We start from the raw sequence: 14,025 nt of genomic DNA on the forward strand, positions 1-14,025 counted from the left end.
TCACGCCTCCTTTCGTGTTCGTGGATCGAGTAGTGCATAGACAATGTCAGCAAGAATGTTGGCAATCAGCACCGAAAATGTGATGATCAGAAAGATGCCCTGCATGAGCGGGTAATCGTTGTTACTCGTGGCTTGGAGCAATCGATATCCAATTCCCTGATATGAAAAGACCTGCTCCATGACCAGCGTTCCTGAGACGACAAAGCCGAGCGATAGCGCAAAACCTGAAATCTGCGGCAGGATGGCGTTGCGAGCTGCATAATGGAACATCACGTCGGATTCCGGCAATCCCTTGGCTTGCGCGACGGTGACGTAATCCTCGGACGATACGGTCACGATCATATTGCGCATGCCGAGAATCCAACCTGCTATGGACGAAATGACAATGGTCAAGGCAGGCAGGAAACTGTAATAGCAGACCGAAGCGATGAAGGACATATTCAGGCCGGGCATCACATCCGGTGAATACGATCCTGACAGTGGAAACCACCCAAGATTGACTCCGAACACTGCAATGGCGATCAGGGCAATCCAAAAGTACGGCACCGACGAGAAGAAGGTCGTGAGAGGAATCAAGGCATCCCACTTGGTGCCGCGATGCCAGCCGAGAACGATGCCAAGCAGCGTGCCCAGCACAAAGGCGATGATCGTCGACATCCCCACCAAACCAATCGTCCACGGTAGGGATTGACCAATGATCTCGCTGACCGGAGTCGGGAAAGACTGTAACGATATGCCAAGATCGCCGTGGAAGAGTTGGCCAAAATAATCGAAATACTGTTGCCACAATGGTTTTTGACTATCCAGTCCGAACAGTACTCTCAGCGATTTGACGGCATTGACATCTATATTGCCCTGATATCTTGAAAGCAGCGATTGAACCGGATCGCCTGGCAGCAGACGAGGTATGAAAAAGTTTAGCGTCACCGCAGCCCACGCTGTGATGACATAGAACACTGCACGCCGAATAAAGAATTTCATTGGGACACCTGATTTGTATTGTTATGCGTCATTGCTTCAATGGTTTTTTCCGCAGGGTGACTCATCTGTGCAATAAGATCATCGCCGCCACGAACCGGGGTGTCAGGCTCGTCTGAATACAACCAGCATGCAACCTGCTGGCCGTGTGGTGACGTGAAGTAGGGGGGCACCTTGGCCGCACATATTGCTGTGGCAAATGGGCAGCGCGTTCTGAATCTGCATCCCGATGGTGGATGGATCAGGCTCGGTGCTTCGCCACGTGCGGCATGTGCTATGTCGGCAAGCTGGTCTGGATCAGGTGCTGAACCCACCAACAGGGCCGTATAGGGATGTGCCGGATGCTGTGTGACCGTTTCCGAATCGCCACGTTCAACGATTCTGCCGGCATACATGACCAGCGTTTCATCGGCAAAATAACGGGCTGATGCAACGTCATGAGTGATGTAGAGGATGGCGATGCCATCCTTGTCGCGCAATTCCTCAAGTAAGTTCAGAATTCCCAAGCGTATGGAAACATCCAGCATCGAAATCGGCTCATCTGCAAGTAGGATTTTAGGATCCGCTGCGAGTGCGCGAGCGATGGAGACACGTTGCCGCTGGCCGCCCGAAAGCTCGTGGGGAAACTTATCGACGTAACGCTCGGGAGGCGTTAATTTGACACGCGTCAGTAATGCTCTGATGGACTTGTCCAACTTTTCACCGCGCAGATGGCGATGATGGATCTGAAGGGCACGTCCAAGAATGTAATTCACCGTATGAATTGAGTTCAAGGAGCCAAAGGGATCCTGAAAAATCATCTGCACCTGGCTTGCATACCAGCGAAAATGGTGACCGGAAGAAACCCTGACCTCTTTGTCATCGAGTTTGATGGAACCGGATGTGATGGGCTCCAATTGTGCAAGGAGTTTCGCTATTGTTGACTTTCCTGAACCGGATTCTCCAACCAACGCGACAACCTGACCTGAATACAGATCAAGGCTGACATCATCGGCTGCATGCACCACGTTCTTCTTGCCAAAACCTGAAACCGGATAATGCTTGGTGACATGTTGGGCGCTCAGAACTGGCTTTCGTATATTATCAGGCACTGTTTGTCGAAATTCAGACACAGTAACCTCCTTGTAGGGAGCAATGACGTTAAGGAATAATGTTGTGCCCGCGCCGGGAAGAATGCGCGGGCGCACAACATGTTCTGTGAATATTCGAGTTAGCAGCGCAGTCGTGTTGAAGCAGCGACGGCACTGTTCATCAAGATGTGCATCTATTTGACTGGCTTCAACTTGGTCAGTACCAAGGTCTCGGCAGGAGTCGTCATGTTGATGTTGCTGTATGGATTGCTCTCCGAGGGCCATCCGGTGTAGCTGCGGCTGGTGTAGTTGCCCCACACCGGCACTTCGAGAACTGGAATGACCGGAACCTGCTCAACATAAATCTTCTGCAGTGTCGCCAGATCCTTGGTTCGCTGTGCGTCGGTCGTTGCAGCCGCATAGTCCTTGATCGCAGCATCAGCCTGAGCATTCTGGAATCGGCCGAAGTTGTAATTCGCATCGGTTCCGATCGGCTTGTAGAAAGTGCCTCCCATGCTGTCGAGATAAATGTTGTATGGCGTAAAGCCTGAATCGGTCCAGTGCAGTGCGCCGTCGAAGTTACCCTTGGCGATCTGCTCATTCCATGTATCATACGAAGGGTTTTGCACCGTGACCTTGGCTCCCAGCGATTGCAGTTCAGAACCGATGAGCTGCAGCTCTGTGTCGTAATCGGACCATCCGGAAGGATCCGTGAGCGTTACGGTAACCGCCTGCCCGGTCGAATCTTTCAAGCCATTGCTGCTTCCCACTCCTGTGTATCCAGCTTGAGTAAGGATTGCCTTGGCACCGGATGCATCCACCTTGAAGGTCTGACCCGAATACGCCGAATCGATGAAGCTCTTGCCCGATGACGGCAGACCGGTCACCGAGGTGATTGGATTCGCAGCTCCGGTCGTGCCCTGCTTGGAAAGGGCAGAACGATCGATGATCATTGAGGCTGCTTTTCTGAATGCAATGTTGGAGAATGCTCCCTTGGCATTGTTGATGAACAGCGTGGTGTTACCCAAAGTCGATGGATACCACGCCTTGTTTGCAGAATTCTTGGATAGCCATGCGGTCTTGTAGTTGGCGATGTACACAAATCCGTGGTCAACCTGGCCAGATGTCATGGCACTGGTGAGTGCCGTGTTGTCGTTGTATTCGATGTATCGAATGGTTGCAACATTGAGCTTGCCCTTCCAGTAATTCGGATTTGAGGTAAGCGTCACGCCCTGCGTCGACCAGGTCTTGAGAATGTATGGCCCCGTCCCCACAGGATTTTTGTCAAGATACTTCGAGGGGTCACCGACCGACTTCCAGATGTGTTCTGGCACGATGAATTGCTGATACAGCGAGCTCATGTGAACATACTGATTCTCAGTGAAGGTCACCGTGACGTCGTCGCCGGATCGTGTCACGTCCTTGAACGGAATTGAACCGGTGTTCAAGGCTGGGTTGTTCTTGACAAGGTTGAAGGTGAATGCAACATCGGCAGCCGTCAACGGCTTGCCGTCAGTCCATTTGACTCCCTTTCGTATCGTGAAGGTAACCGAAGTGTAATCGGAATTCCATGACCATTTCGTGGCAAGCCACGGAACAGGCTTTTCCGTTGGCTTTACATCATTGATTTGCACCAAGGTCTCATAGATCGCATAACGGTATCCCTGCACACTTGCTGCTGAGGTTCCTAGGAATGGGTTTGAATTATTGGTTTGAGGACCATCTGGCTTGCCAAAAGTCAGAGGACGTGATGTGCTGGCGGACGACCCTGAGCCGCACGCAGCTACTGCGAAAATCATTGATGCTGCGGCAAGCACCGCCACAGCCCCTTTTATTCTCCACTTCATTGCTGATCCTTTTCTTACGTCTCTGTAATGCTTTGGATCAGGACCATCTCTTGGGAACGTAAGCTTGGTTTTTCATATATTGCGCCACTTTGCACATATGTTGTGTTGAAAACCAATGCCCCTCAAGAACATGCCCTTACTTCCAGTAAAAAAGCTTACTTACTTGAAAGTAAAAAGTCAAATCATTGAAATTGCAACGATTTTCGCATATCTGACATCTTCGTATGATGTCAGAAAACCCCAAGAAAATAGCGTGCAGAATCAGTGCTTCGACTCCAGGCAATCCTCATGTGGATCGATGATTGCCGAAACGGCCGCTTCGATGATGAAGCGAGACGCGCGAGCAAGGTTCACATGTTCGGGATCAAGAAGCCACTGCAGTTGCAAGCCGTCCATTGCAGCAAGAATGCTCGCCACAGCATCCTCAATCTGTTGCCGACTCTGCTCATCCAACGTCCCATGCTCTCCTTCAACAACCATGCATAGAGCCTCCGCGAGCTCGGCTCTCAAAGAGTGGTATCGCGAGAAGAAGTATTCCTTGCCCAGATTTCCCTCGGTGACTGATTCTGAAGAAAGAATCAGATATGTCTGTACAATGCCAGGTCGCTTCATGTTCTCAAAGGCCGTTTTGACCAGATGGCGGAATGTATCAAGACCGCCTGGCATGTGCTTGCCCTCAAGGCCGGCAACGTCCTGACTGTCACGATATTTCAACACTTCAAGCAGCAGACCCTTCTTACTGCCAAAATAATGCAAGACCCCGGCGTGAGTCATGCCGACCTGCCCTGCGATATCTTGCAACGTGGTGTTGCTTGTCCCCTTCTCGCCAAACATCAAGGCCGCCACCTTGAGAATCTCCTGACGCTTCGCAAAAGTCTCAGGACGATGTTGCACGACCCTTTGCTCTCGAGCCTTCATCTCAACGCACTTCCTTCACGCTCATGATGCCAGATTGGCAAGTATTGCAGGCGAATTCACCCAACATATAAGAAGTCTACCTATATTCTTCCGCCTGTTCGAGCCACTCGCCGGAATTGCTGCCAAGGCAACCATGGGTGACGTGATGCCCTGTGCATTTGAATTTCCACGAGTAATGCGGGTACCACGAACATCATTGAAACCGTTGATATTCAGCCCCCTTGCAATGCATGAGCAATATCGACATGCTGTCTTGCCGTTGAGTTCCTGGCGATGAGGTGCGTCGGGAAAATGAGCTCTCTGTGTGCAGTGTCGCCGGCGAGCGCCGCGAGAAGAATCGTCACCAATGCCATGCTTTGCTCATATACCGGCTGAGCAACGGTTGTCAGGCCGAAGGCTTCACTGAGATTGTTGCCGTCAATGCCAATGACTGCAACGTCTACGCCGGGTGTAAGCGAGCGCTCTCGCAGACACTGGATCGCACCCATGGCCATCTCGTCGGAAGACGCAACGATGGCTGTCACATCCGGCCGCCGGTTCAACAGAATCTTGGCAGCTTCGTATCCATGCTGTGCAGTCATCACCCGTGCCGGCGAATCAAGGCTGTCGGAACATTCCAGCCCGTGCCTTCCGAGCATGGCTTTCCATGCCCGTCGTCTGCGCTCCGTTGGTGCATTGGGGCATGTGTCGTTCGTCATGCCGGAGAGGTGACCAATGATCCTGTGACCGTGAGCAATCAGATTTTCGCACGCGCTGCGCATCGCGGCTTCGTCGTCGATTCCGACGTGCGAGAACCCGGGCTGGCGCACCGAAAGAAACGCAACCGGCAGATTCAACGATTTCAACAGCTCAACCTCTTGTTCGCTGAAGTACACCGAGAGCACGGCCACTGCATCGACCTTGCTACGGAGCACTGTTGGATTGAAGGTCGGTCTCGGCTTTCCCTCGTCATCAGGAAGCGTGTATATCAGGGCATCATAATGTCTCTCATGAAGTGCCATCTCAATCGACTGCACAGCCGTGGCAAGAAACCATCGTGACACATCGGGCAGCACAATCCCGATCGAATGCGAGGTGCCGCTTGCCAGCGCCGAGGCACTATGCGATGGCGAATAGCCAAGTTCCAGTGCTACTTTGAGCACATGCTCCCGTGTCTGTTGCCCCACACCAGGCAAGTTGTTGAGCGCTCTGGAGACGGTCGCCGTCGATACTTGGGCAGCATTGGCCACTTCCTCAATTCTGACATTCATAGCTATCATTATCTCCGTAACGAATCGGTGCTATTTCACGGCTCCGTCAGCGATACCTCGAATAATGTTTCTCTGCGCGACCGCATAGAAGATGATGACCGGCAGAATTGTCATGACCAGCCCGGCCATGGCAAGATTCCACTGAATCGTGAATTGTCCGAAGAACGAGAATGTTGAAAGAGGAATCGTCTTCACGTGCTCACTCGAAAGGACGAGAGAAGGTAGCAGATAATCATTCCAGATCCAAATCACGTTCAGAATCACGACGGTGTTCGTTATGGGACGCAGCATGGGAAAGACTATTCTCCAGAAGACCGTCCATGGTGACGCACCGTCGATATATCCTGCTTCTTCCAGACTGATGGGGATCGACTTCACAAATCCGTGATAGAGAAACACCGACATTGCCGATCCGAAACCGATATACATGAATATCAGACCCTGCCGCGTATCGATGATCTGGAATCCTAGCGTCTGCTGAATCTGTGAGAAGAACTGGATGAGCGGCATCATCAATGTCTGGAAGGGAATCAGCATCGTGGCAACGAAAGTCATGTAGATAACTTTCGCCCACATCCTATCTTCGTGTCGTGCCAGAACCCATGCCGTCATGGATGAGAAGAGGATGATCAGCAAGGTTGAGACCACCGTAATGATGAAGCTGTTCATGATGGCCGTCAGAATATTCATGCGTTCCATGGCCACTTGGTAGTATTGGAAGCTGAGACTTTTGGGCAGAGAGAGCACGTTTTCGTACAGTTCCTCCCGTGTCTTGAACGAGTTGACTGCCAAGAGATACAGCGGCGAGAGATGGATCAGGGAGACTGCAAACACCAGCAGACTGCCGATCCAAAGCCAGACTTTTGCCTGTTTTTCACTCATCACAGCCCCACTTCCCTCTTCTTGGTGATGCTGACCTGCGCCAAGGTAAATATTGCAACGATGATGAAGAACAGCACTGCCTTGGCCTGGCCATAGCCATAATTGCCGTTGAGGAATATTTCGTTATAGATATTCATGGCAAACAGTTCGGTGGCATTACTCGGACCACCAGCAGTGAGCGAGAGATTGGTGTCAAAGATCTTGAAAGAATTGGACAGGGTCATAAACAGCGAGATTGTGAACGCCGGCATGATAAGCGGGAATTTGATATGCCAGAACAGTTTCCACCCATGTGCACCATCAACTTCGGCAGCTTCAATCAGATCCTGAGGGATGGTCTGGATACCTGAGATGTAGATGATCATCACATACCCTGCCGTCTGCCATGTCGAGACGAAGATCAGGGCGAACAGCGCGAAAGTTGGATTCAGGAGCCAGTTGAAGAAAATGAACTTCCATCCCGTCACATTGCCGATGATGGCAAAGCCGTCTGAGAAGATGAACTTCCAGATGTAGCCAAGAATCAGACCGCCTATCAGATAGGGCATGAAATAGAAGGTTCTGACCACACCCGCGAGCTTCATCTTCGATGTCACCAGCAAGGCAACAATGAGCCCCAGGGCATTCGTCAACACGACTGCTCCAGCGGTGAATATGAAGGTCTTCACAGCAGAACGGATGAATCTCGTGTCGCTCATGGCAGAAACATAATTCGTAAAACCTATGAATCGTTTCGCATTCGCCGCGATGCCATCCCATGACACGAAGGAATATGAGATTCCCATAACAAAGGGAACCAGTACCACCAGCGAAAAAATACAAACCGTAGGTCCAACGAAGAGAAGATTCCAATACCAGTCTTTTCTTTTCATTGCATTACTCCCCTCAGCTTGGAGGCGCTGGCGGGCAGGTGTCAAGAAAGTCAGGGTGGCAGGGGTCAGTCGACCGCTGACCACCCTGATATGTCAATGCCCTTTCAACCTCGCGCCAGTTGTCTCATCAATAGGCAATCAGCGCTTGACACCAGCTGTGACAAAGTCTTCGCTGAGCTTTGTCATCAATTGCTGACCGGTCATCGCCTTGTCGGTGAAGAAGGACTGTGCCGTTCCAACAAGATACGTGTCGGCAATTCCTGAAGGCCAGTACTGATACACCCAAGGGATGTTATCACCGGAATTCGAGGCCTTGTAGACGGCTTGGGCCAAGACGTCCATCTTCGATTCATCGACCTTGATATTGGTCATTGCCGGAATGAATTGGAACTTGTTCACAATGTAATCCTGACCTGTTTTACTCGTAACAAGCCAGTTCAAGAAATCAATGCTGGCCTTTTGCTCAGCGGTCGATTTTGTGCCATTGACATGCCAGTACAGCGGCACCCCTACGGCTAGCTTGTCGTTGCCATCAAGAGGGAAAGGAACCATCTGCAATTTCGCAGCGGAATCCTTGTAGTCAGACGAAATCATCGTGTTGATCCACATGCCTTGGTTTACCGAAGCGGTCTTCCCCGTCATCAGATCGCCAATTTCCTTGTCATAGTTTATTTGCAGCGGATTATTGGTATTGGCACGAATTGCCTCGTAGATCGTGCCCAGTTCCTTGAATTCCTTGACGTTTTGAAGCTTCACCTTGCCCGATACGACATCTGCGACAAACTGCTTCGGGTTGCTCTGCATCGAGAACGCCGTATTGAGCATATGCCCAATCAGAAAGTATGATTCCTGCGAAAGCTCGAACCCTGTGTATTTGCCATCGGCCTTTGCCTGCTTGAGCATAGAGATGAAATCACTCTGCGTGCTCACTTTCGAGGCACTGACCAGACCGGTATTGACGATCAGCCCATATCCTTCAACGGCTGCAGGCATGCCGAAGACTTTCCCACCTACTTCATATGCCTTGTTTTTCGCAATATATTTGGTGAATGGAGCGTTCGTCAGGTCGGCCATATACGACTTGAGCGTATCGCCCTCCTGTCCGCCACCGGTCATGAAAATGTTCGGTCCGGTAGTCTGATTGGTGAGCTTGGTCTTCAGCTGAGTAATGTAATCGTCCCCGGTAGTTCCCCAAACCTCAACGGTTACGCCCTTTTCCTTCTTGTATTCCTTGGCCAGGGCCTTCAAGGAATCGACGATTTCAACTTTTGAATCGAATAATGTTATTGTGGATGCCGTTCCCGAAGTGGCCGAACCACCACAGCCAGCCAATCCCAGAATGCTCAATGTAGCAACGGCAGCAGATACGGCCTTTCGAGTTATATGTGTCCCCATGTTCCCCACCTCTTCGACTGTGAAGATGTTTCGATAACACTGTGTCTGAACTGCATGCATTGCCTGAACGGCATTCGCCTGCCGACTCATCCCCTGCAATATACACAGCTGTTAGTTGGACTATTGGATTCGAAGTACCTTGTTGAGAGTACTTGAGTTATCACGAAGTGATAATATTCAGACCGTTCGATGCCCCTCTGCATTGAACGGCAAAACGCGTAGCACTGACAAGTATATGACTCGGCAACGCGGTACGCAAGCGCTTACTCTCTTGAAAAACAAGCGAGTTATGCCAGCGCGGCATCGCACTGGCATAACTCGCCAGACCATGCCTGCCTCGGAACATGCAATCTGGGAACATACATGGCGTGGAGCATCTCTATGTCAAGGATTCACTCCGGTGATGTGCCCGAAATGGCTACCTTGCCCACCATGTGTCCGCTTTTCACCATGCGGTGGGCCTTGTCTATGGATTCAGCGTTCACAGGGCCGAGCTGCCGTGCCAAGGTGCTGCGAATGATACCCAAATCGACAAGTTCGGCAACGGCATCGAGAATCTCATGTTGGCGAATCATATCGGGTGCGTGATGCTTTGCACGTGCGAACATGAATTCCCAATGCCACGAAAGAGCCTTGTCCTTGAGAGAATACCAATCGAGATCATTCTCATCATCAATCGCCACAATCTCGCCGAATGGCTTCATCACTGTGTTGTACAGCTCTATGTTGCCCTTGCTGTAGGCGCTGAATATCCAGTCGATACCGGCCGGTGCCAGTGCCTGTATCTGCCGTGCAAGGTTTCCCTCGTGGTAATCGACCACCTCATCGGCACCCATGTCTAGAGCCCATTGCTGAGATTCATCTCTCGAGGCAAGTGCTATGATTCTGAGCGTCGTCAAGCGGTGTGCGAGTTGAATGACCATGGAGCCGACTCCACCTGCAGCGCCAACGACCAGAAGCGTCTGCCTCTGCGACGTGTCTATAGCTTGTGTGGATGTTGGATTGATCGTTGCTGGGTGCGAGTCATGTTCAATGCCCAGCTTGTCAAACAATGCCTCCCAGGCGGTAAGGCTCGTCAATGGCATCGCTGCAGCGTGGGCGTCATCAAGACTGGCCGGAGCATGGCCAACGATGCGTTCATCGACCAGCTGATATTCAGCATACGAACCCTGCCGGGTTATATCTCCCGCATACCAGACTCGCTCACCTGCATGGAAGAGACTTGCCTCGGAACCGACTTCGACGACATCCCCGACAGCATCCCATCCAAGAATTCGGAGGGTTTCAGATGCGGGCTGAGATCCCATCGAGGCGCGTATCTTCGTATCAACCGGATTGATCGAAATGGCATGAACCCTGACGAGAAGGTCTCGATGCTGCGGTTGTGCCGGTCGATCCACGACCATATCGCGAAAGCTCCGCGAATCATCGTGCGATTGCACCTGATTGATTACGATGGCGTTCATTGTCGAATTTTCTTGCATGAATTCATCGTAATCATCACAGGCCATCTTCGCCCATGGAACTTTCCATGGGCGAAGAGATGGTTCAACTACTTCAGTGCTGGCCGTACACGTTCTGATAGCGATCATTGAGCTTGTCAATATCGCTCTGCTCGATCTCAATGACATCGCCCAGCTGCTGAGCGGCCCACACGGTATGCGCGACTTCTTCAGTCATGGCAGCGGCCTTTACCGCATCTTCCGCATCCTTGCCAATGGTGAAAGGGCCATGATTCTGCATCAGCACAGCTGGTGAGTGTGGATACTGCTTCAGCGTTTCCACGACTCCCTGACCGATGGCTTCTGACCCGATGAGTTTGAATGGGCCGACTGGTACCGGTCCACCGAATTCATCCCCCATCATCGTCAGCGCACAGGGTATGTCCCTTCCCGTTGCCGCCCATGCCGTTGCATAGGTCGAATGCGTATGCACAACCCCATATACATCTGGCATATGGCGATAGATATATGCGTGAGAGGCCGTGTCCGATGAGGGTGCCTCCGTTCCATCAACCACATTGCCATCGAGATCCGTGACAACCATGGATTGTGGCGTGAGATACTCATATCGCACGCCGGATGGTTTGATAACCATCAAATCGGCAGAATGCAGACGTTGGGAGACATTGCCGGCAGTCCAGACCACGAGGTTCCACTTCAATAGTTGCTGGTGCAAGGTCGCAACCGTTTCGCGAACTTCCTTGACTTCGGCCCTGACCTCGTCAGAGTAATCGTTCAGTGATGCCATATTCATCGCTCTTTTCTTGAATGTTGTAAAAGGTATTGGGAAACGAATCTGAAAAACAAATCTGTACATCATGGTTGCTGCAGAAGAGCACCGTGAGCTGCGAATGCACCGGATCGCAGACGCAGCTCCTCACCACCGGCATGATTTCACGCCAGTATCGGCTCCTGAACGATGCCAACCTTTTCGAATAGCGCATCGAAGAAGGCCTTGGCCTTGCGCACGGCGGCGAGAGGATCGGACTCCTTGCCCTTCCACATCTCCACCGTATAGGATCCGCAATATTGCAGTCTTGCGAACAACCTCAAGGCAGCCTCGAAATCAACCGTTCCCTCCCCAAAGGGCACGTCGCGGAAAGCTCCTGGGAATGTGTCGGTAACGGGCCTGGTCTCCTTGAGATGCACGGCGACGACGTTATCGATGTTGCTTTCGATATCGCGTCCCATATCTGCACCCTCCCATGCCGTCAGATTGCCAATGTCTGGATATGCCTGCAACCAGGGGCTTCGGATCAATGACTTGTAGTACACATCCTTGTCAAGGGTGTTGATGAATGGGTCATCCATCGTTTCGATGGACAGCATCACCATTTTCTTGGCGGCCATGTGCACGCATTTCCTCAGGTTCTCTACAAAATATTCCCGAGAACTCAAGGATTTGTGCTCGTAATACACGTCATAGCCCGCGAGCTGAATGTTGCGGATTCCCAAGTCGCTCGCCAGATCAATGGCCTTGCGCATGATCTGCAACGACGTGCGCCGCGTTTCTGGATCTGCGGAACCGAGCGGGAAGCGCCTATGCCCAGAGAGCATCAAGGTATTGATTCTGCTGTTTGTCTTCCAGAGAGCCTTTCTGAAGTCCTCCCGTTCAGGCTTATTCCAATCCAGACGCTTCAACCGTTCATCGCTCTCATCAACTGAGAACTCCAGAAAATTGAAGCCGAGTGTATGCACCAGATTGAATTCGTCTTCCCAGGAGAGACCGTTAGGCAGAGCTTTTTCATAGATGCCAACAGCATTGACAACCATCGATTAATCCTCCAGCTCCCGTTGCATCGTGCGCAGCACATTCCAGCCCGAATCCAGAACGTCGAGCATTGAAGAATACGCTTGGTATTTCTTGTCATATATCGCGCTCTGCTCAGGATCTGGCGTGAATTGCTGAGCTACCTTCGTCATGTGTGCAGAGGCTTCGTTAAAGTCCTTGTAGACTCCAAGACCCACAGATGCGCAAATGGCGCCACCGAGGCCACCAAGCTCCTTGACTGCAACGGTTTCAACCGTGATGCCGAGCACGTCTGCAAACATCTGCACCCACGCCGCAGAGTTGCACGCGCCACCTGACATTCTGATTGCCGTTGGCTTGTGCTTCAACACTCGAAGCAGTTGGTCAACATGCTGGCGGTGGGCAAAGGCAACACCTTCATAGACAGCCCTGATGATCTGTGCAAAGGAATCCGAGCTGCGCATGCCAATGAGCGCACCTTCAGCCCCCAGATTCACATTGTTTCCATAGAGGAACGGGAAGAAGAGCGATGTCGAATTTCGCGCATCGGACGACGAGAGAATCTTTTCAAGCTCGTCGTATCCGATAGCCTGACGGCCATCCTTCGAAAGCATGCGAAGCATGTTGTCGAGGTTTCCCGCAGATGTAGGACTCGAGGCTTCAACCAACACATCACCTGTGGGGAACAGTGAATTCATGCAGCCACTGCTTTGCGCAGCCTTGGTCTTGCTCGGGAATACGTTGATATTCCATGTTCCTGCGGTCACGCTGAACAGGTCTTCGTCGAGAACACCTGTGGCGATTGCACAGGCATCGATATCGAACATGCCTGCGAATACAGGCGTTCCAACAGCGATTCCCGTATTCTTCGAGGCCTGTTCGCAAATGCTTCCGCACTGATCCGTTGCACGCACCAGCTGTGGCATTGCAGGCAGCATCTCCGGGATTCCAAAGAAATCGAAGAGCCGTGAATCGTATTCACCAGTTTCGAGATTCACCAGATTATTGCCTGATGCATCTCCCTGTTCCTCCCAGATCTCACCGGTCAGCATGAACCGAATGAAATCCTTATTGGAAAGCACATGGCCGATCGATGCATATTTCTGCGGCTCATGATCCTTGATCCATCGCAACAGCACCGGGAACTGCATCACCATGACATGCTGGTGGCTTATGGGATAGATCTCACCAACCCGAGCCTCAAATGCATTGGCAAGATCGGATGCTCGGCTATCAGACGAAAGGATGCAATCCATCGAAGGCTTGCCTTCCTTATCCAACATGTACAGGCCCTTACCGTGTCCGACCGGCACTACGGCATCGATCTGGTCGCCGGTCAGACCGGCATCCATCAGTGACGAGTTCGTGGCCTTGCCGATATCTCTCCACATCTGCTGCGGATTGACTTCACGGAATCCAGGTCTTCCCTCCACTGCATCTGTTGGGAACGAAACCACAGACAACTGATTGCCCGTTTCATCAAGAATGATGACCTTGGTATTGGTTCCACCATTGTCGATGACGAGAAAATGCTTATGCTCCATTGACATACCTATCTCCT

12 protein-coding genes are annotated in these 14,025 nt (G+C 51.6%); all 12 read right to left on the reverse strand.

The window, feature by feature from the left end; translation table 11 throughout:
- The 12 genes from BAQU_RS01025 to BAQU_RS01080 all read right to left on the reverse strand — a co-directional run bounded on the left by BAQU_RS01025 (position 1) and on the right by BAQU_RS01080 (position 14,014).
- On the reverse strand, positions 1-981 hold the full coding sequence (locus BAQU_RS01025) for an ABC transporter permease (protein WP_094692218.1): 981 nt from the start codon (positions 979-981) through the stop codon (positions 1-3).
- Complete coding sequence (locus BAQU_RS01030) at positions 978-2,090, reverse strand: ABC transporter ATP-binding protein (protein ID WP_211277068.1); 1,113 nt, start codon at positions 2,088-2,090, stop codon at positions 978-980. The genes BAQU_RS01025 and BAQU_RS01030 overlap by 4 nt, the downstream gene beginning before the upstream one ends.
- Positions 2,091-2,242: 152 nt before the next feature.
- On the reverse strand, positions 2,243-3,895 hold the full coding sequence (locus tag BAQU_RS01035) for an ABC transporter substrate-binding protein (RefSeq protein ID WP_211277069.1): 1,653 nt from the start codon (positions 3,893-3,895) through the stop codon (positions 2,243-2,245).
- A 261-nt stretch (positions 3,896-4,156) separates the two neighbouring features.
- Positions 4,157-4,813, reverse strand: a complete 657-nt coding sequence (locus BAQU_RS01040; RefSeq protein WP_094692220.1) for a TetR/AcrR family transcriptional regulator — start codon at positions 4,811-4,813, stop codon at positions 4,157-4,159.
- 212 nt (positions 4,814-5,025) lie between these two features.
- Entirely contained in the window at positions 5,026-6,063 is a 1,038-nt protein-coding gene (locus tag BAQU_RS01045; RefSeq protein WP_158215601.1) for a LacI family DNA-binding transcriptional regulator, read from the reverse strand.
- A 30-nt stretch (positions 6,064-6,093) separates the two neighbouring features.
- Positions 6,094-6,945: a carbohydrate ABC transporter permease gene (locus tag BAQU_RS01050; protein WP_094692222.1), complete on the reverse strand. Its 852-nt coding sequence runs from the start codon at positions 6,943-6,945 to the stop codon at positions 6,094-6,096.
- A complete protein-coding gene (locus BAQU_RS01055; protein WP_094692223.1) occupies positions 6,945-7,817 on the reverse strand; it encodes a carbohydrate ABC transporter permease in 873 nt (290 codons plus the stop codon). The genes BAQU_RS01050 and BAQU_RS01055 overlap by 1 nt, the downstream gene beginning before the upstream one ends.
- Positions 7,818-7,955: 138 nt before the next feature.
- Entirely contained in the window at positions 7,956-9,212 is a 1,257-nt protein-coding gene (locus tag BAQU_RS01060; protein WP_158215602.1) for an ABC transporter substrate-binding protein, read from the reverse strand.
- 392 nt (positions 9,213-9,604) lie between these two features.
- Positions 9,605-10,678, reverse strand: coding sequence for a zinc-binding alcohol dehydrogenase family protein (locus BAQU_RS01065; protein WP_094692327.1), 1,074 nt, complete (start codon positions 10,676-10,678; stop codon positions 9,605-9,607).
- A gap of 91 nt (positions 10,679-10,769) precedes the next feature.
- Positions 10,770-11,462 carry an L-ribulose-5-phosphate 4-epimerase gene (locus tag BAQU_RS01070; protein WP_094692328.1) on the reverse strand — a complete coding sequence of 231 codons (693 nt, stop codon included), beginning with the start codon at positions 11,460-11,462 and terminating at the stop codon, positions 10,770-10,772.
- A 146-nt stretch (positions 11,463-11,608) separates the two neighbouring features.
- The gene (locus BAQU_RS01075) at positions 11,609-12,487 is read right to left on the reverse strand and encodes an L-ribulose-5-phosphate 3-epimerase (protein ID WP_094692225.1); all 879 of its coding nucleotides are present in this window, start codon (positions 12,485-12,487) and stop codon (positions 11,609-11,611) included.
- Positions 12,488-12,490: 3 nt separating this feature from the next.
- Complete coding sequence (locus BAQU_RS01080; RefSeq protein ID WP_094692226.1) at positions 12,491-14,014, reverse strand: FGGY-family carbohydrate kinase; 1,524 nt, start codon at positions 14,012-14,014, stop codon at positions 12,491-12,493.
- Between the last annotated feature and the right edge of the window lie 11 nt (positions 14,015-14,025).

Source organism: Bifidobacterium aquikefiri (assembly GCF_002259795.1).
In the GTDB taxonomy this organism is placed as follows: domain Bacteria; phylum Actinomycetota; class Actinomycetes; order Actinomycetales; family Bifidobacteriaceae; genus Bombiscardovia; species Bombiscardovia aquikefiri.